The 18,270-nt window shown below is 74.2% G+C and carries 15 protein-coding genes; 8 read left to right on the forward strand and 7 right to left on the reverse strand.

The features are described 5' to 3' along the window. Positions 1-149 precede the first annotated feature (149 nt). The 3 genes from EOE48_RS00350 to EOE48_RS00360 all read right to left on the reverse strand — a co-directional run bounded on the left by EOE48_RS00350 (position 150) and on the right by EOE48_RS00360 (position 2,309). Positions 150-1,247: a 5-(carboxyamino)imidazole ribonucleotide synthase gene (locus tag EOE48_RS00350; protein WP_127726789.1), complete on the reverse strand. Its 1,098-nt coding sequence runs from the start codon at positions 1,245-1,247 to the stop codon at positions 150-152. Further along, a complete protein-coding gene (gene purE, locus EOE48_RS00355) occupies positions 1,244-1,741 on the reverse strand; it encodes a 5-(carboxyamino)imidazole ribonucleotide mutase (RefSeq protein ID WP_127726790.1) in 498 nt (165 codons plus the stop codon). The genes EOE48_RS00350 and purE overlap by 4 nt, the downstream gene beginning before the upstream one ends. Positions 1,742-2,090: 349 nt before the next feature. After that, positions 2,091-2,309, reverse strand: a complete 219-nt coding sequence (locus EOE48_RS00360; protein ID WP_127726791.1) for a YdcH family protein — start codon at positions 2,307-2,309, stop codon at positions 2,091-2,093. Positions 2,310-2,481: 172 nt separating this feature from the next. Between EOE48_RS00360 and EOE48_RS00365 the strand changes: the two genes are divergently transcribed. From EOE48_RS00365 to EOE48_RS00400, 8 genes are read left to right on the forward strand one after another with little or no spacing between them, the layout of a single operon-like run. Further along, positions 2,482-2,964, forward strand: a complete 483-nt coding sequence (locus tag EOE48_RS00365) for a chemotaxis protein CheW (RefSeq protein WP_127726792.1) — start codon at positions 2,482-2,484, stop codon at positions 2,962-2,964. Continuing rightward, on the forward strand, positions 2,961-4,358 hold the full coding sequence (locus EOE48_RS00370) for a CheR family methyltransferase (protein WP_425463610.1): 1,398 nt from the start codon (positions 2,961-2,963) through the stop codon (positions 4,356-4,358). Before EOE48_RS00365 ends, EOE48_RS00370 begins: the two co-directional genes overlap by 4 nt. Next, on the forward strand, positions 4,355-4,906 hold the full coding sequence (locus EOE48_RS00375; RefSeq protein WP_127726794.1) for a chemotaxis protein CheW: 552 nt from the start codon (positions 4,355-4,357) through the stop codon (positions 4,904-4,906). The genes EOE48_RS00370 and EOE48_RS00375 overlap by 4 nt, the downstream gene beginning before the upstream one ends. 35 nt (positions 4,907-4,941) lie before the next feature. Next, positions 4,942-6,618, forward strand: coding sequence for a methyl-accepting chemotaxis protein (locus tag EOE48_RS00380; protein WP_127726795.1), 1,677 nt, complete (start codon positions 4,942-4,944; stop codon positions 6,616-6,618). A gap of 13 nt (positions 6,619-6,631) precedes the next feature. Next, positions 6,632-8,995, forward strand: coding sequence for a hybrid sensor histidine kinase/response regulator (locus tag EOE48_RS00385; RefSeq protein ID WP_127726796.1), 2,364 nt, complete (start codon positions 6,632-6,634; stop codon positions 8,993-8,995). A gap of 17 nt (positions 8,996-9,012) precedes the next feature. Next, a complete protein-coding gene (gene cheB / locus EOE48_RS00390; RefSeq protein ID WP_187371293.1) occupies positions 9,013-10,089 on the forward strand; it encodes a chemotaxis-specific protein-glutamate methyltransferase CheB in 1,077 nt (358 codons plus the stop codon). A gap of 56 nt (positions 10,090-10,145) precedes the next feature. Further along, positions 10,146-11,882, forward strand: a complete 1,737-nt coding sequence (locus EOE48_RS00395) for a response regulator (protein WP_425463611.1) — start codon at positions 10,146-10,148, stop codon at positions 11,880-11,882. Further along, positions 11,882-13,771, forward strand: a complete 1,890-nt coding sequence (locus tag EOE48_RS00400) for a response regulator (protein WP_127726798.1) — start codon at positions 11,882-11,884, stop codon at positions 13,769-13,771. Before EOE48_RS00395 ends, EOE48_RS00400 begins: the two co-directional genes overlap by 1 nt. A 212-nt stretch (positions 13,772-13,983) precedes the next feature. Here the strand turns inward: EOE48_RS00400 and urtE are convergent, their stop codons facing one another. Genes urtE through urtB form a run of 4 tightly spaced genes read right to left on the reverse strand, consistent with a single transcriptional unit; the run spans position 13,984 to position 18,226 of the window. Continuing rightward, positions 13,984-14,679, reverse strand: coding sequence for an urea ABC transporter ATP-binding subunit UrtE (urtE, locus tag EOE48_RS00405; protein WP_127726799.1), 696 nt, complete (start codon positions 14,677-14,679; stop codon positions 13,984-13,986). Positions 14,680-14,700: 21 nt separating this feature from the next. Beyond that, positions 14,701-15,483, reverse strand: a complete 783-nt coding sequence (gene urtD / locus EOE48_RS00410) for an urea ABC transporter ATP-binding protein UrtD (protein ID WP_127726800.1) — start codon at positions 15,481-15,483, stop codon at positions 14,701-14,703. Continuing rightward, positions 15,480-16,637, reverse strand: a complete 1,158-nt coding sequence (urtC, locus tag EOE48_RS00415; protein WP_127726801.1) for an urea ABC transporter permease subunit UrtC — start codon at positions 16,635-16,637, stop codon at positions 15,480-15,482. Before urtC ends, urtD begins: the two co-directional genes overlap by 4 nt. After that, on the reverse strand, positions 16,634-18,226 hold the full coding sequence (gene urtB / locus EOE48_RS00420) for an urea ABC transporter permease subunit UrtB (RefSeq protein ID WP_127726802.1): 1,593 nt from the start codon (positions 18,224-18,226) through the stop codon (positions 16,634-16,636). Before urtB ends, urtC begins: the two co-directional genes overlap by 4 nt. Positions 18,227-18,270: the final 44 nt, after the last annotated feature.

Raw genomic sequence — 18,270 nt, forward strand, 5'->3', positions numbered from 1 at the left:
CGATCTCGGATCGCGGTGAATGCCGGCTTAAGGCGCCGGTGTCCCGCTTCGGGTTCCGATGTGGCGAAGGTGTGGCTGGCCGCCGCGGCAGCCGGCCCGGCGGGCCGGGCCGCGAGCCGATGTGGCCGGAGGGCCACATCGTTCGGGCTCTAGGACCGCAGCCGCGTGACGTGGCCCATCTTGCGGCCGGGCCTCGCCTCGCCCTTGCCGTAGAGATGCAGGTGGGCGCCGGGCTCGGCGAGGTAGGAGGGCCAGTCGTCCGCCTCGGCCCCGACGAGGTTCAGCATCTCGACCGCCGCGCCGCCGACCCGGCCGGGATCGCCGAGCGGCCAGCCGCAGATCGCCCGGACGTGCTGGGCGAATTGCGACGTCAGGGCACCCTCGATGGTCCAGTGCCCGGAATTGTGGACCCGCGGCGCGATCTCGTTGACGACGAGGCCGGTGCGGCCGTCGGCGGCGCGGACCACGAACATCTCGACGGCGAGCACCCCGACGTAGTCGAGGGCGTCCGCGATGGCGCGGGCGATCCGCAGCGCCTCGGCCGCCGCCTCCGGCCCGAGGGTCGGCGCCGGGACGAGGGTGCGGGCGAGGATGTGGTCGCGGTGCTCGTTGGCGCAGGGGTCGAAGGCCGAGAAGCCGCCGGACGCCGTGCGCGCCGCCACCACCGAAACTTCGGACTCGAACGGCACGAAGCCTTCGAGGATGCAGGGCTGGCCGCCGAGTTCCGCCATCACGGCGGCGGGATCGACCGCCTCGCCGGCCTGCAGCATCCGCTGGCCCTTGCCGTCGTAGCCGAAGCGGCGGGTCTTCAGCACCGCCGGCTGGCCGAGTTCGGCGAGCGCCCGGGCGAGACCGTCGGCGTCGTCCACCGCCCGGAACGGCGCGGTCGGGATGCCGAGCTCGGCGACGAAGCTCTTCTCCGTCAGCCGGTCCTGGGTGGTGGCGAGCGCCGCGGCGCTCGGATGCAGCGGCCGGCGGGCGGCCAGGATCTCGGCGGTCGGGCGCGGGATGTTCTCGAACTCGTAGGTCACCACGTCGACGGAATCGGCGAAGGCCGCGAGCGCCGCCGCGTCGTCGTAGGCCGCCACCGTGCGCCGGCCGGCGACCTCGAAGGCCGGGCTGTCGGCATCGGGAGCGAAGACGTGGACCTTGAGCCCATAGGCCGCCGCCGCGAGCGCGATCATCCGGCCGAGCTGGCCGCCGCCGACGATGCCGATCGTGGCGCTGGGTTGCAGGGAGGCCGTCATGGCGCCTCCGACACCGGGCGCTCGGCCACCGCCTCGCTCTGGCGGGCGCGCCAAGCGTCGAGGCGGGTCGCGAGGTCCGGGTCGTGCAGGGCGAGGACGGCGGCGGCGAGCAGGGCGGCGTTGACCGCACCGGCCCGGCCGATGGCGAGCGTCCCGACCGGGATGCCGGCCGGCATCTGCACGATCGACAGCAGGCTGTCCTGCCCCGAAAGCGCCTTCGATTCCACCGGAACGCCGAAGACCGGCAGCGGCGTCATCGCGGCGGCCATGCCCGGCAGGTGGGCGGCGCCGCCGGCTCCGGCGATGACGACCTGGAACCCCGCGGCCCGGGCGCCCTTCGCGAAGGCGACGAGCCGGTCGGGGGTGCGGTGGGCCGAGACGATGCGGTCGTCATGCGCGATGCCGAGCGCGTCGAGCGTCTCGGCGGCGTGGCGCATCGTGGCCCAGTCCGACTGGCTGCCCATGATGATCGCGACCGGGGGCGATGCCGCCATGTCTGGCCCGTTCCTTCGCTCGCCGCGCCCGAAACGAGCGACGGCGCGGCATGTGCCGGGAAGCGCCCGGCCCGCGCGAACCGCAAGTAGCGGCGCCTCCCCGGCGCCGCAAGCACCCTGCCCGGCCGTTCCAGGGCCATCGCTTCAGAGCGATTGCCCTGGTTTCCCGCTTGGCCTCAGGCGCCGGCAGTCACATCCGTGACTTTGGCTGTCGCTCCGCTCTGTGTTCGAGCGGACATTCGTCCCTTCGGAGCCGCTCCGCGGGGCGCTCTTCGCGCCCGCCATGCAGCGTCGCCCTGCGGGCGACCGCAGGACGATCGCTGAAGCGATGGCCCTGCCGGCCGTTCCCCTACGCGATGATGTCTGGGGTGAGCTGGTCCTCCAGGAAGGTGATCCGGTCGCGCAGGGACAGCTTGCGCTTCTTGAGCCGCTGGACCTGGAGCCGGTCGCCGCCGGAGAGCTGCATCAGCGCCTCGATCGCATCGTCGAGATCGCGGTGCTCCTGCCGCAACCGCGTCAGTTCCTCCTCGTACTCCGCCGCCGATTCCGCACTCAACTCGAACGCCATCGCCTTCCGTCCCGCAAAGCCGCCAGCAAAGCATGCGCCAGCGGCCGGATTCCGGCAAGGCCGGGGCAGCGGGGATACCCTTGCCGGGTGCCGTTGCCGGATGCCCTTGGGTTCGGCGCCGCGCCGGCCTATCTCCCTTCGCGCCGGACGCGCCGGCGCGAGGGCCACGGGGATGGATGCGGGGACGGCCTATCTGCTGGTCGACGTGGCGGGCACGCCCTGCGCCCTGCGGCGGGAAGCGGCCGACGAGATCCTGCCGCTGCCGCGGCTGTGGCGCCCGCCCGGCGCCCCGGCGGCGCTGGCCGGATTCCTCAACCTGTCGGGGGAGGCGGTGGCGGTGCTCGACCTCGCGGCCCTGCTGGGCCTCGCCGCTCCGGCCGGCCGCGGCCTCTACCGGCACCTCGTCCTGTGCACCGCGCCGCGGATCGCCCTCCTGGTCGAGCGGGTCACCGACCTCGTCACCGTGCCCCCCGACGCGGTGCGCCCCGTGAGCGGCGCCGCGACCCTGAACGGCTGCGTGGCGGAGGAGATCCGCCTCGGCGACCGGCTCGTCCACGGCCTCGCGGTCGAGCGGATCCTGCTCGCCGAGGAGCGCGGGCGGCTCTCCGACGCGACCCGGGAGGCGCAGCGCCGGCTCGCCGAGTGGGCCGCCTGAGCGCCGTCGCGCCCGCCCGTCCCGACCCCGATCCGGCCTTCGCGGCGCTGAAGGCGCGGGTGATCGCGCGCACCGGCCACCACTACTACGCCGACAAGGACGACCTGCTGTGGGAGCGGCTGCACAAGCGCATCCGCGCCTGCGGGCTCGCCGACGGCGCCGGCTACCTCGCGCTGCTCGACCGGTCGGAGGCCGAGTGGACCGCGCTCGAAGCCGAGATCACCATCGGCGAGACGTTCTTCTTCCGCTACGCCGAGCAGTTCGCGGCCCTGCGCGAGACGATCTTGCCCGAGCGCATCGCGGCGAGGGCCTGCGAGCGGCGGCTGCGGATCTGGAGCGCCGGCTGCTCGACCGGGGCCGAGACCTATTCGGTCGCGATCCTGCTGCGCGACCTTCTCGGCGAGCGGCTGCCGGACTGGCGGATCAGCCTCACCGGCACCGACATCAACCACGCGGTCCTGGCGGCGGCGCGCCGGGCCGAGTACGGCGCCTGGGCGATGCGGACCCTGCCGGCACAGGAGCGCGCCCGCTACTTCCGCGAGGCCCGGCCGGGCGTGTTCGCCCTGCGGCCGGAATTCCGCTCGCTCGCCCGGTTCGAGGCGCAGAACCTGATGAGCCTCCTCGACGGCACCGCCTCGCTGTCGCTCACCGACTACGACCTGATCCTGTGCCGCAACGTGCTGATCTACTTCCACGCCGACGTGGTGCAGGCGGTGGTGCGGGCGCTGGCGGCCCGCCTGCGGCCCGGAGGCTGGCTGCTGCTCGGCCATGCCGAGCCGAACCCGGCCTTCGCCGCCTTCCTGCACCCGGTGAGCCTGCCCGGCACCGCCGCCTACCGGCGCCTCGACGACGAGGCGGCCGCCCCTCCGGAGCCGCCGGTCGCCTGGGAGCCGCTGCCCCTCCCGGAGGCGCCGGTGCCGGTACCGCCGAGGCCGGCTCCCCCGGTCCGCCTCCCAGCGGCGCGGCCGCTTCCGGCGCCCGCACCGTCCCCGGAGCCGGCCTCCCCCCTCGCCGCCCTGCGGGCGCTGGCCGATGCCGGCGACCTCGACGGCGGCTGGGACGCCTGCCGGGAGGCCCTGCGCGCCGCCCCGACCGACCCGCGCCTGCGCTTCTACGAGGGCCTGCTCGCCCGGGCGCGGGGGCGGCCGGAGGAGGCCGAGAGAGCCTTTCGCGGGGCGCTCTACCTCGATAAAGGCTTCGTCATGGCCCATTACCACCTCGGACTGACGCTGATCGCCGCCGGCCGGACCGAGGCCGGGCGCCGGGCGCTGGTCAACGCCCTGCGGCTCGCCGACGGCCTGCCCGGCGGGACGGTGCTGCCCGAGGGCGACGGGCTCACCGCCGGGCTGCTGCGCGACACCGCGCGGCCGCTCCTCGACGCGGCGGCGCCGTGACCACCGGTCCCGTCCGCCCGGACGCCGAATCGGCCCTCGGCCCGGAGCGCGTCGCGGCGCTGCTCGACGAGCGCACCGCCCGGCTCGCCCGCCGCGGCGCGGCGGCGCCGGCCGTCCCGACCCGCCGGGTGCTGCTGTGCCGGGCCGGCCCGGAGCTGTTCGGCCTGCCCCTGGAGGCGGTGGCCGAGGTGTCGGCCGCCCGGCCCTGCACCCCGGTCCCCGGCGCGCCGCCGGCGCTGGTCGGGCTGTCGGGCCGCAACGGCGTCCTCGTCAGCGTCCTCGACCTCGCCGCCTGCCTCGGCCTCGCCGCCGGCACCGCCGAGGCCGGCCACGTCGTGCTGCTGCGCCGCGAGGCGCCGCGGATCGCGCTCCGGGTCGCCCGCGCGCTCGGCGCCGTCGAGGCGACCGCCGACGAGGCCGCCGGCCGGGCGCCGCGCCACGGCATCGCCGGCCACGCCCGCGCCGGCGGCGAGGGCCTCGCCCTCCTCGACCTCGACGCCCTGCTGCGGCCCTATCTCGCCGGCGCCCGGAGCGCGGCCCCGGCCTGACGCCGTCCCCCCTTCCATCGGAGCATGAAGCCAGCGTGTCGATCTCGATCGGGAACCGCATCCTCCTGGGTTTCGCCGCCGTCATCCTGGTGATCGTGGCGCTCGGCCTCTACGCCCTCGGGCAGATCGGCGAGGTGCGGACCGCCACCGACACGATCGTGTCGCGCGACCTCTTGGTGATGCACCAGCTCGAGCAGATCCGCGAGAGCCAGCGCCGGATGAGCGACCTGCGCGACGAGGCCACCACCCGCTACTTCCTGCGCGCCCTCAACCGCGACCCCGGGCCGAAGGAGGAGCCGGCCGTGACTTGGCGCGGCGTCGCGGCGGCGACCGAGACCGCGCTGGCCTCGGCGATCAGCACCGCCAACAGCTACCGCACCTCCGCCCTGGCGCCCGACCGCATCGCGGCCTGGCAGCGGATCGGCGAGACCCTGACCTCGGCGAACGTGGAGCTGCGCGGCCTGCGCACCGCCACCGAGCGCCAGTTCGAGGCGCTCTCCGCCGGCGACGTCGCAGGCGTGCAGGCGGCCGAGATCGTCCTCGACCGCGGCCAGGACAACTTCGTGCGGATCATGAACAACGCCCGCGACGCCCTCGACGGCGCGATCGAGGCCGGCCAGCGCCGGGTCGGGCAGATCTACGACGAGAGCCGGCTCTCGACCATCGCGGCGCTGGTCGCCTGCGTGGTGATGGCGGTGGTCATCACCCTGCTGATCCGCCGCTCGGTCGTCGGCCCCCTCGACACCGTGATGGCCTTCGTCGGGCGGATCGGCGAGGGCGACCTCACCGGCCGGGTCGCGGAGGGCGAGGGCGACGAGATCGGCCGCCTCGGCGGCGTGCTCAACCGGATGATCGGCAACCTGCGCGAGCTCGCGACCCAGAACCGCGCCGCCACCGCCAACCTGAACGCCGCCGCGGCCGAGATCCGCGCCTCGGCCCAGGAGCAGGCGGCGAGCGTCGAGGAGCAGTTCGCCGCCGTGCAGGAGACCGCCGCCACCGTCGACGAGATCACCCATGCCGGGGCGCAGATCGGCAAGCGCGCCCAGGAGGTCATCGCCACCGCCCAGGCCACCGCCCAGACCTCGCAGGCCGGCCTGCGCGCCGTCGACGAGACCGCCCGCGCCATGGACGCGATCCGCGAGCAGAGCGAGGCGGTCGCCGAGAACATCGTCTCGCTCAGCGAGAAGACCCAGGCGATCGGCGAGATCATCGCCACCGTCAACGACGTCTCGGAGCGCACCCACCTGCTCGCCCTCAACGCCGCCATCGAGGCGGCGGCGGCCGGCGAGAGCGGGCGCAGCTTCGCGGTCGTCGCCGCCGAGATGAAGGGCCTCGCCGATCAGGCCAAGGAGGCGACCGGGCAGGTCCGGGCGATCCTCGGCGACATCCAGCGCGGCATCAATTCCTCGGTGATGCTGACCGAGGAGGCGGTGAAGCGCGTCGCCGCCGGCAAGGAGCGCAGCGACACCACCCACGCGACGATCGAGGAGATCACCGCGCGGGTGCAGGAGAGCGTGCAGACCTTCCAGCAGATCGTCGCCTCGACCAACCAGCAGCAGCTCGGCATCGAGCAGGTGATGGGCGCGCTCCAGAACATCCGGCAGGCGAGCCAGCAGACCGCCGCCGGCACCCGGCAGGTCGAGACCGCGGCGGCCAACCTCAGCGAACTCGCCACCGCGCTGCTGGCCCTCGCCGAGCGCTACCGGCTCTGACGCGGCCGTGTCCGTGGACATCCGTCCCCTGCTCCTCGCGGCCTTCGACGCCGAGCACCGGGAGCATCTCGGCGCGATCCGCGAGGCGCTGGCCGCCGCGGAGGCCGGCGGCCCGGCCGACTGGAACGACGTCTTTCGCCGCGCCCACAGCCTCAAAGGCGCCGCCCGGGCGGTCGACCTGCCGGCGGTCGAGGAGATCGCCCACCGCCTCGAAGCCCTGTTCGACCGGGCGGTGCAATTCGCGGGATCAGACCGAGCGGGGCTCGACCGGGCGACCGGTGCGGCGGTGGAACTCGCCCTCGACCGGATCGAGGGCCTCGTCGCCGCCCTCGACCGCGAGCCGGACCCGGCGGCGCCGGCCGACGTGCTCGCCGCCCTCGACCGCTGCCTGGACCCCGGACAGGCGCCGGCCGGCCCGAAGCCGGCCGTGCCGGCCCCGCCCGTCCCCGAGCCGCAGGCGCCGCCAGCCCACGAACCGCAGGCGCCGCCAGCCCACGGACCGCAGGCGCCGCCAGCCCCTGAACCCGAGGAGGCCGAGGACGCGCCGCCCGCCGCCGATGCCGCGCCGGCGCTCACCTACCTGCGCATCGCCAGCAGCCAGCTCGACGGGCTGTCGCGGGCGGTTCACGGGCTGACCGGCGCGCTCCAGGGCCAGGAGGCGGTGGCAGGATCGGTCGCGGCCCTCGCGGCCGGCGGCCGGGCCCTGCGCCGGGACGCCGACGCGATCCAGGAGCGCACCGGCGAGGTCGCCGCCCTCGCCCGCCGCCTGCGCGAGCAGGGCGACCCGGCGGCGGCCCTGCTCGACGGCCATCTCGACCGGGTGCGGCGCCTCGACGGCGAGGCGCGCGCCCTCGCCCGCGGGCTCTCGGCCCTGGCGCGGGTCCAGCACGGCAGCGCCAACGCCCTCGACGGCGCCGCCCGGCGCCTGCGCGGGGAGGCCGACCGGCTGCTGCGGGTGCCGGCCGAGACGGTGTTCGGCGGCTTCGGCCGCATGGTGCGCGACCTCGCCCGCGATTCCGGGCTCGCCGTCGAGGTCCATCTCGTCGGGCTCGACCTCCAGGTCGATCGCGGCCTGCTCCAGGCGCTCAAGGACCCGGTGCTGCACGCCCTGCGCAACGCGATCAGCCACGGTGCCGAGCCGCCGGAGATCCGCCGCGCCGCCGGCAAGCCGGACGCCCTCGCGGTCGCCCTCGCGGTCGCCACAAGCGGCGGCGAGCTGGTGGTGACGGTGCGCGACGACGGGCGCGGGCCCGACCCCGCCCGCATCCTCGAGGCCGGGCGGCGGCAGGGGCTGGTCGCCCCCGGCCACCGGCCGACGCCGGAAGAGATCCTCGACCTCGTCTTCGCCCCCGGCTTCTCGACCGCGGAGCGGGTCGACCGCCTGTCCGGGCGCGGAGTCGGGCTGTCGGTCGTCGCCGAGGCGGCGCGGCGCCTGCGCGGCCGTGCCCGGCTGCGGCCGGCCCTGCCGGCCGGCGCCGAGGTGACGATCGCGGTGCCGCTCTCGGCCGCCCGCCAGCCGCTGCTGATCGTCGAGGCCGGCCGCACCGGCGACGGCGCGCCGCAGAGCTACGCCCTGCCGGGGGCGGCGGTCGCCCGGCTGCTGCGCTTTCCCGTGGGAGATCTCCTGTGGACCGCCGGAACCCCGGGGGTCCGGATCCCGTTCGCTGGCCGTGATGTCGTCGTTCCGGTCGCTCCCCTGGTCTCGCTGCTCGATTCCGTCCCGGCCCCGATCCCGATCCATGACGGGTGGGTGCGCGCCGCCCTGCTGCGCCACGGCGACGGCGCGGCGGCGGTGGCCGTCGACCGCCTGCTCGACGTGCGCGACCTCCTGGTCGGCCCGGCGCCGCCGATCGGCGGCGATCCCGCGGTGATGAGCGGGACCGTGCTCCTCGCCGACGACCGGCCGGCCCTGGTGCTCGACCCGGCGGGGCTGTGCGCGCGGGCGGGCGGCGGCGGCCTCGCGGTCGCGGCTCAGGCCGCCCCGGGCGGCGCGACGGCGCCTCGCCGCACCCCGACCGTGCTGGTGGTCGACGATTCGATCACCACCCGCACCCTGGAGAAGAGCATCCTGGAGGCGCACGGCTACCGGGTCTTCGTCTGCGTCGACGGCCAGGACGGCCTGGACCGCCTGCACCGCGACGGCGGCGAGATCGACTGCGTCGTCGCCGACGTCGAGATGCCGCGCCTCGACGGGTTCGGGCTCCTGCGCGCGATCAAGGCCGACACGCGGCTGTCGCGGCTGCCGGTCATCCTGATGACCTCCCGCGGCGATCCGGCCGACATCCGCCGCGGCCTCGACCTCGGCGCCAACGCCTACCTCACCAAGCAGAAGTTCGACCAGCGCGAGCTTCTCGACACCATCGGGCAATTGCTGTGAGCGCGCCGGTCCGGGTCATGCTCGTCGAGGATTCGCTGGTGGTGCGCCAGCTCCTCGCCCACATCGTCAGCCGCGATCCCCGCCTCGCCCTCGTGGCCGCCGTCGCCTCCGGCGAGGAGGCCCTGCGCGAGATCCACCGGGTCTCGCCCGACGTGATCTCGATGGACATCCGCCTGCCCGGCATCGACGGGCTGGAGACGACCCGGCGGATCATGGCCGAGCGCCCGACCCCGATCGTCGTCGTCGCCGACGCGGTCGAGGATGCCTCGCTCCGGATCTCGATGAACGCGCTGCGGGCCGGGGCGCTGAGCGTGGTCGAGAAGCCGGTCGGAACCGGACACGCCGCCTACGAGGCGATCTCGGGTCAGATCTGCACCCAGTTGCGCATCATGAGCCAGGTGCCGGTGATCCGCCGCCGCGCCATCGGCGCCGAGCGCCTCGGCCGGCCGGTCCCCGACCTGCCCGCCGAGGCGTTTCGCGAGCCGGGCATCCCGAGCCACGTCGCGGTCGCGGCCTCGACCGGCGGCCCGCCGGCCTTCGCCCGGCTGCTCGGCGCCCTGCCCGCCGATTTTTCCGTCCCGATCCTTCTGGTGCAGCACATGGGCGCGGCGTTCATGGAGGGGTTCGCCGACTGGCTCAACGGAGTCGTGCCGCTGCGGGTGGTGCTGGCGCAGGACGGCGTCCGCCCGGTGGCGGGCCACGTCTACGTCGCGCCGGGCGACCGCCACCTCGCCCTCGGCCCCGCCGGCCTGCTCGCGACCTCGGACGAGCCGCCGGTCGGCGGCCAGCGCCCCTCCGCCACCGTCCTGTTCCGTTCGCTCGCCCGGGTCGCCGGCCCGCGCGGGCTCGGGGTGCTGCTCACCGGGATGGGCGAGGACGGCGCCGCGGGCCTGCGCGACATGCGGGCGGCCGGGGCCGCCACCATCGCCGAGCACGAGAGTTCGGCAGTGGTCTACGGCATGCCGGCGGCCGCCGTGCGTCTCGGCGCGGCGGGCTCGGTCCTGCCCCTCGACCTCATCGCGCCCCGCCTGCTGCGCGCCGTCCAGCCGGGAGTCCCGGCGCCGGGAGGCCCGGTGCCCGGAGGTGCCGCGTGAGCGCGCCGGAGCCGGCGGCAGCCCCGCACATCCGACCGGCGGCAGCCCCGCAGATCCTGCCGGCGGCGCCCACCCCGCGAATCCTGCTGGTCGAGGATTCGGAGACGCAGGCGCTGCAACTTCGCCTGCTGCTGGAGGCGAGCGGCTTCGCGGTGACCCGCTGCGCCACCGCCGAGGCCGCCCTCGACGAGCTGAACCGCGGCCTGCCCGACCTCGTCGTCGCCGACTACCACCTGCCCGGGATGAACGGCGACGAGCTCGCCCGGCAGGTGCGGTTGTCCCTGCGCACCCGCGCCACCCCGGTGCTGATGCTGACCCAGGCCGAGGGCCGCGACCTCGAACGGCAGGGCCTGGAGAGCGGCGCCGACGCCTACGTGCCGAAATCGGCCGACCGCGACCTGCTGATCCTGCGCATCCGCGCGCTGCTGCGCGAGCGCTCGGGGCCGGCCGCGGCCGATCGCGGCGCGCCGTCGTTCCGGCGCGCCCGCATCCTCGTGATCGATGCCAGCGCGACCTTCCGGACCTACCTCGCCGCGCTGCTGTCGCAGGAGGGGCACGAGGTCGTCACCGCCGGCTCGCCGGACGAGGCGCTGGCCGCCCTGGAGGCGCCGGGCGCCGCGGTGGACTGCGTCACCGTCGATCTTCTGGCGAGCGGCTACGACGCCGTCGCCCTGTGCGGGCGCATCGCGGCGATCCGGTCGGCGGCCGCGCCGGGTGCTGCCGCGGCGGGCCTCCACCTCGTCGGCATCGGCAGCGAGGCGGCGTCGAGCAAGGACCTGCTGGTGCGCGCCTTCGCGGCCGGCGTCGACGACGTGGTGCCCAAGAGCGCCGACGGGCAGGTGCTGGCGATCCGCGTGCGGACCCTGGTGCGGCGCAAGCTCCTGGAGGAGGACAACCGCCGCGTCGCCGACGAGATGCGCCAGCACGAGCGCGCGGTGGAGCGGGCCCAGGCCGATGCCGCCGCCTCCGAGGCCAAGGCGGCGCTCGCCGGCGCCCTGGCCCGGGCCAACCGCGATCTCGAACAGACCAACCAGCAGCTCAAGGACGCCCAGGCCCAGCTCGTCCAGGCCGCCAAGATGGCCTCGCTCGGCGAACTGGTCGCCGGCATCGCCCACGAGATCAACAATCCGCTCGCCTTCATCCTGGCGCATCAGGGCACGGTCGAGCGGCTGATCGGCGAGGTCGCGGCGCAGTCCGACGACGCGCCGGAGCCGACCCGCAGGGCGCTGGCCAAGGCCGGCGACCGCGTCCGGTCGATGCGGCTCGGCCTGACCCGGATCCAGGACCTCGTCGTCAACCTGCGCAAGTTCTCGCGCCTCGACGAGGGCGAGATGCTGAGCGTCGAGGTCGAGGACGCGATCGACAACGTGCTGGCCCTGCTCCAGCACAAGCTCGGCAGCCGCATCGCCGTCGAGCGCCGCTTCCACGGCTCGCGGGAGATCCACTGCACCCCCGCACTGCTGAACCAGGTGGTGATGAACGTGCTCGGCAACGCCGCCGACGCGATGCCGGACGGAGGCACCATCACGATCGAGACCGCTCTCGCGGGCGAGGCCGACCTCATCCGCATCTGCGACACCGGGCCGGGGGTGCCGGAGGATCTGCGCCAGCGGATCTTCGAGCCGTTCTTCACCACCAAGCCGATCGGCGCCGGCACCGGGCTCGGCCTCGCGATTGCCTACAGCGTCGTGCAGGCCCATAGCGGCACGATCGCCGTCGAACCGGCGCCCGGGGGGGGCGCCTGCTTCGTCATCAGCATCCCGCGGCGGGATGCGCGAGCGGAACGGACGTGATGGAGACGGAGCCCGTGCGAGGCACGATCCTGGCCGTGGACGACGAGCCCGACATCCTGGTCGCGCTCGAGGACCTGCTCGAGGACGAGTACCGGGTCCTGACCACCAGCCGGCCGGCCGAGGCGCTGGAGATCCTGGCCGCCGAGCCGGACGTCGCCGTGATCGTGTCCGACCAGCGCATGCCCGGCCTCACCGGCGACGCCCTGCTGGCGCGGGCGCGGACGATCACCGACGCCCAGGCGATCCTGCTCACCGGCTACGCCGACCTCTCGGCGGTGGTCTCGGCGCTGAACGGCGGCGGGATCACCGGCTACGTCACCAAGCCGTGGAACCCGGACCTGCTGCGCAACACCGTGCGCACCGCCTACGAGCGCCACCGCCTCGCCCGCGACCTCGCCACCGAGCGGGCGCTGCTGCGCGGCCTGCTCGACCATTCCGCAGACGCGATCGCGTTCAAGGATGCCGAGGGGCGCTTCCTGCGCCTCAACCGGCGCAAGGCCGAGGGGCTCGGCACCACGGTCGAGGCCTGCCTCGGCCGGCGCGAGGAGGATCTCCTCGACGCCGACGCCGCCGAGGCGATGATGCGGGCCGACCGCGCCGCGATGAGAGCCGAGACCTCGACCGAGACCGTCGTGGCGAGCGGCCCGACGGGCAGCCCGCGCGCCGCGCAGATCGTCCGGGTGCCGATCCGCGACGCCTCCGGCACCGTGGTGACGCTGGCCAGCATCGAGCGCGACGTCACCGAGCAGCGCCTGCTCGAGGCGCGCCTGCGGCAGGCCGACAAGATGCAGGCGCTGGGCACCCTGGCTGGCGGCATCGCCCACGACTTCAACAACCTGCTCACCGCGATCCTCGGCGGCCTCGAACTCGCCCTGCCGAAGGTCGAGGGCGACCCGCGCCTGTCGCGGCTCCTCACCAACGCCACCCAGGCCGCCCAGCGCGGCGCCGCCCTGACCAAGCGCCTGCTCGGCTTCAGCCGCCAGCGCGAGCTGCAGTCGCGCGTCGTCGACCTCAACGCCCTGGTCGAGGGCATGGACGACCTGCTCGGGCGCAGCCTCGGCGGCTTCGTCCAGGTCGAGCGGACGCTGGCGCCGACCCTGTGGCCGGTGCGGGTCGATCCCGACCAGATGGAACTGGCGATCCTCAACCTGTGCATCAACGGCCGCGACGCGATGCCGGAGGGTGGCGTCGTGGCGCTGGCGACCCGCAACGAGACCGTGGCCGGCAGCGCCGACCCGCACCTGCCGGACGGCGACTACGCGGTGGTGGCGATCGAGGACAGCGGCACCGGCATCCCGCCCGAGATTCTCGGCCGGGTGTTCGAGCCGTTCTTCACCACGAAGCCGGTCGGCCAGGGCACCGGGCTCGGCCTCGCGATGGTGTTCGGCCTGTTGCGGCAATCGGGCGGGACGGTACGGATCGACAGCACGGTCGGGCGCGGCACCCGGGTCGAGCTGCTGCTGCCGCGCTCGCACGAGGTGCCGGAATCCGCCGCCGGCCCCGACGCCGGAGCGGTCGCCGCGCCGCGGCGCGCCCGCATCCTCGTGGTCGACGACGACCCGCAGGTGCGCCACGTCACCGCCTCCTTCCTCGCCGGCTTCGGCTACGACGAGGTCGAGGTCCCGGGCGGCGAGGACGCCGTGGCGCGGCTGGAGCGGGAAGCGTTCGACCTCGTCGTCGCCGACCTCGCGATGCCGGGCATGACCGGCCTCGACCTCGCCGAGACGGTGCGGCGGCGCTGGCCCGACCTCCCGTTCCTGCTCGTCACCGGCCACGCCGAGGCGGCGCGGATCCCGCCGGGCTGCGAGGTGCTGGAGAAGCCGTTTCCCTCGGCCGATCTCGGCACCCGGGTCGCGGCGCTGCTCGGCGCCGACCGCGGTCGGCGATGACGATGCGCCGCGCGGGCTTCGATCCGGATCGTGAACGGATCGTCCAAGAACCGCATCGTACCAACGGCCCAGGATGCTGACGCATCGACTCGATCTCGGGCCGGCACGAAATCCACGGGGCCGTAGACCCATCTCGAATTTCTGCTAAGTCTCTGATCTAATGTGGGAAATTCGAGAGCAGAACCAAAGGTCATTTCCAATGACCGTTGGCATCACACCGACAGCCAGCGCCGCACCTCGGCCTCGACCATCCCCGAGCGCGGCCCGGCCTCGACCACCTGCCCGCGATCCATCACCGCGTAGGTGTCGCACAGGTCGCGGGCCCACTCGAAATACTGTTCGACCAGCACGATCGCCATCTCGCCCTTGCCGCGCAGGTAGGTGATGGCCCGGCCGATATCCTTGATGATCGAGGGCTGGATGCCCTCGGTCGGCTCGTCGAGCACGAGGAGGCGCGGGCGCGTGACGAGCGCGCGGCCGATGGCGAGCTGCTGCTGCTGGCCGCCCGACAGGTCGCCGCCGCGCCGGTGCAGCATGTCCTTGAGCACCGGAAACAGGTCGTAGACCTCGGCCGGGACGTGGCGGTCGCGGCGCTTGAGCGGCGCGAATCCGGTCTCCAGGTTCTCCTTCACGGTGAGCAGCGGGAAGATCTCGCGGCCCTGTGGCACGAAGGCGACGCCGCGGCGGGCGCGGTCGTAGGGGGCGAGCCGGCTGATGTCCTCGCCGGCCAGTGTGACGGCCCCCTTCGAGACCGGCTGCTGGCCGACGATGGCGCGCATCAGCGAGGTCTTGCCGACGCCGTTGCGGCCGAGCACCGCCGTGACCCGGCCGGCCTCGGCGGTGAGGGAGACGCCGCGGAGCGCCTGCGCGGCGCCGTAATGGAGGTCGATCGCCTCGACGTTCAGCATGGATCGGGACCCGGAGAAAGATCAGCGGCCGAGATAGACCTCGACCACCCGCGGGTCGGCCGAGACGGAATCGATCGAGCCCTCGGCCAGCACCGCGCCCTCGTGCAGGCAGGTGACGCGGCAGCCGAGGGCGCGCACGAAGGCCATGTCGTGCTCCACCACCACCACGGCGTGGTCGCGGGCGATGCGGCGCAGCAGCGTCGCGGTGGCCTCGGTCTCGGCGTCGGTCATGCCGGCGACCGGCTCGTCGACGAGGAGGAGCTTGGGGTCCTGCGCCAGCAGCATGCCGATCTCCAGCCACTGCTTCTGGCCGTGCGACAGGTCGGCGGCGGGCCGGCGGCGGTGCTGGACGAGGCCGGCGGTCTCCAGGATCGCGTCGATGCGCGCGGCCTCGACCCGGTTGCGCCAGCCGAACAGCGACGCGGCCGAACCGCGCGGCCCCTTCAGCGCCAGCAAGATGTTGTCGGCCACCGTGTGGCTCTCGAACACCGTCGGCTTCTGGAACTTGCGGCCGATCCCGAGCCCGGCGATGGCGGTCTCGTCGAGGCGGGTCAGGTCGTGGCGGCCGTCGAACATCGCCGTGCCGGTGTCGGGCCGGGTCTTGCCCGTGACCACGTCCATCATCGTGGTCTTGCCGGCGCCGTTGGGGCCGATGATCGCCCGCATCTCGCCGGGCGCCAGGGTCAGCGATAGGCCGCGCAGCGCCCGGTAGCCGTCGAAGGTGACGCGGATGTCGTCGAGGTAGAGCAGCGCGCTGGTGAGGCGCGACGCCTCGGCGGGCGCGGTCAGGGTGGCGGTGCTCACGAGCCGCGGCCCTCCTCGGCGAGTTCGGGCGCCAGCGCGTCGGGCGCCGGTCCCGGCAGGCGGGCCTTGGCGCGGCGGCTGCCGAGCCGCTCGATCAGCGTGCCGACGATGCCGCGGGGCAGGAACAGCGTGACGAGGACGAACAGGGCGCCGAGCGCGAACAGCCAGGCATCCGGCAGCACCCCGGTCAGCATCGTCTTGGCGTAGTTGACCAGCACGGCGCCCAGCGCCGCGCCGACCAGCGTGCCGCGGCCGCCGACCGCGACCCAGATCACCGCCTCGATCGAGTTGGCCGGCGCGAACTCGGACGGGTTGATGATGCCGACCTGCGGCACGTAGAGGGCGCCGGCGACCCCCGCCATCGCGGCCGAGACCGTGAACGCCACGACCTTGAAGTGCTCGGTGCGGTAGCCGAGGAAGCGGGTGCGCGATTCGGCGTCGCGGATCGCCACCAGCACCTTGCCGAAGGCCGAGACGGTCATCGCCCGGGCGACGAGGTAGCCCAGCGCCAGCGCGAGCGCAGTGAGCACGAACAACGCCACCCGCGTGCCCTGCGCCTGGACGCTGAAGCCGAGGACGTCCTTGAAATCGGTGAGCCCGTTGTTGCCGCCCAGCCCCATGTCGTTGCGGAAGAAGGCGAGCATCAGCGCGAAGGTCATCGCCTGGGTGATGATCGACAGGTAGACGCCCGTCACCCGCGACCGGAAGGCGAGCCAGCCGAACACGAAGGACAGCAGCCCCGGCAGCACCAGCACCATCACGGCGGCGAACGGAAAGATGTCGAAGCCGTGCCAGTACCAGGGCAGCTCCTTGTAGTTCAGGAAGACCATGAAGTCGGGCAGGACCGGGTTGCCGTAGACGCCGCGCGGGCCGATCTGGCGCATCAGGTACATGCCCATCGCGTAGCCGCCGAGGGCGAAGAACGCGCCGTGGCCGAGCGAGAGGATGCCGCAATAGCCCCAGACGAGATCGAGGCTGACCGCGAGCAGCGCATAGGCGAGGTACTTGCCGAGCAGCGACACGAGGTAGGTCGGGACGTGGAGGGGCGAGCCCTCCGGCATCGTCAGGTTGAGCACCGGCACCAGCACGGCGGCGGCGGCGAGCACGGCGAGGAAGACGGCGCCCTTGCCGTCGACGAGGCGCGATCCGGTCACGATTCCACCGCCCGGCCCTTGAGGGCGAACAGCCCGCGCGGACGCTTCTGGATGAACAGGATGATGAACACGAGGAGCAGGATCTTTCCGAGCACCGCGCCGGCATAGGGTTCGAGGAACTTGTTGGCGACGCCGAGCGACAGGGCCGCCACCAGCGTGCCCCACAGGTTGCCGACCCCGCCGAACACCACGACGAGGAACGAGTCGATGATGTAGCCCTGGCCGAGATTGGGCGAGACGTTGTCGATCTGCGACAGCGCCACCCCGGCAATGCCGGCGATGCCCGAGCCCAGGCCGAAGGTCATGGCGTCGACCCACGGCGTGCGGATGCCCATGGCGGCGGCCATGCGCCGGTTCTGGGTCACGGCGCGGGTCTTGAGCCCGAACGAGGTCGCCTTGAGGATCAGGTTGAGCCCGACGAACACCGCCATGGCGAACACCACGATCCACAGCCGGCCCCAGGTGATCGACAGGCCGAACAGGTCGAAGGCGCCGGACATGTAGGACGGCGCCCCGACCTCGCGGTTGGTCGGGCCGAACACCGAGCGCACCGCCTGCTGGAGGATCAGGCTGATGCCCCAGGTGGCGAGCAGCGTCTCCAGCGGCCGGCCGTAGAGGTGGCGGATCACGAGACGCTCGATCAGCACCCCGACCGCGCCGGCGGCCAGGAAGGCAAGGGGGATCGCGATCGGCAGCGACCAGTCGAACAGGTCCGGCGCACTGCGGCGGAACCCCTCCTGGACCAGGAAGGTGGTGTAGGCGCCGAGCATCACCATCTCGCCATGCGCCATGTTGATAATGCCCATCACCCCGAAGGTGATGGCGAGCCCGATCGCGGCGAGCAGCAGCACCGAGCCGAGGGAGATGCCGTACCAGGCGTTCTGGACGTTGGCGACGATGGCGAGCCGGGTCTCGATGCCGGCGATCGCCCGGGCGGCGGCGTCGCGCACCGATTGGGCCGGGTCGGCGGCGAGCCCGCGCAGCAGCGCCATGGCGTCGCCGTCGCCGCGCTCCCGCAGGGCATCGACGGCGCCGAGGCGGTCGATCTCCGGGGTGCCGGGGCGGGCGAGCAGAGCGGCGGCGCGGGCCTCCTGAAGGGTGCGGCGCAGGCCGGCATCGGTCTCGCGGGCGATGGCCGCGTCGAGGGCCGGGAGGGCCGCGGCGTCGCGGGCCTTGAACACCGCCTCGGCGGCGGCCCGGCGGGTGGCGGGGTCGGGCGCCACGAGGTTGAGGGTGCCGGTGGCGGCGTCGATGGCGCGGCGCACGCGGTTGTTGACCCGCACCGGCTTGAAGCCGTCCGCGCTGGCGAGGGCCGCGCCGGTCCGGGCGTCGGCGAGCGCGGCGCCGTCCCTGATGGCGAGCGCCCGGTCGTCGGCGCGATAGAGGAGCCGCCCGTCGGCCAGCGCCCGCAGCACGGCGCCCGCGCGCGGATCGCCGGTGGTGGCGAGAGCGGCGATGCCGGCCTCGATGTCGCCGTAGCTGTCGCTGGCGAGCCGGCCGTAGGCGGCATCCGCCGGGCTCTGCGCGGCGGCCGGGACGGCGAGCGCGGCGCAGCAGAGGGCGAGGAGAAGGGCGAGCCAGCGGCGCATCCGGGGGGGTCCGATGAAGGGTATCGAATGAGGCGCGCGTTCAA

This window comes from Methylobacterium oryzihabitans (assembly GCF_004004555.2).
GTDB classification, from domain to species: domain Bacteria; phylum Pseudomonadota; class Alphaproteobacteria; order Rhizobiales; family Beijerinckiaceae; genus Methylobacterium; species Methylobacterium oryzihabitans.

Bases quoted from the DNA above. Each gene is read 5' to 3' on its own strand.
- urtE (WP_127726799.1), bottom strand. From the start codon at position 14,679: ATGCTGAACGTCGAGGCGATCGACCTCCATTACGGCGCCGCGCAGGCG.
- cheB (WP_187371293.1), top strand. From the start codon at position 9,013: ATGCTCGTCGAGGATTCGCTGGTGGTGCGCCAGCTCCTCGCCCACATC.
- EOE48_RS00350 (WP_127726789.1), bottom strand. From the start codon at position 1,247: ATGACGGCCTCCCTGCAACCCAGCGCCACGATCGGCATCGTCGGCGGC.
- urtB (WP_127726802.1), bottom strand. From the start codon at position 18,226: ATGCGCCGCTGGCTCGCCCTTCTCCTCGCCCTCTGCTGCGCCGCGCTC.
- EOE48_RS00365 (WP_127726792.1), top strand. From the start codon at position 2,482: ATGGATGCGGGGACGGCCTATCTGCTGGTCGACGTGGCGGGCACGCCC.
- EOE48_RS00400 (WP_127726798.1), top strand. From the start codon at position 11,882: ATGGAGACGGAGCCCGTGCGAGGCACGATCCTGGCCGTGGACGACGAG.
- purE (WP_127726790.1), bottom strand. From the start codon at position 1,741: ATGGCGGCATCGCCCCCGGTCGCGATCATCATGGGCAGCCAGTCGGAC.
- EOE48_RS00360 (WP_127726791.1), bottom strand. From the start codon at position 2,309: ATGGCGTTCGAGTTGAGTGCGGAATCGGCGGCGGAGTACGAGGAGGAA.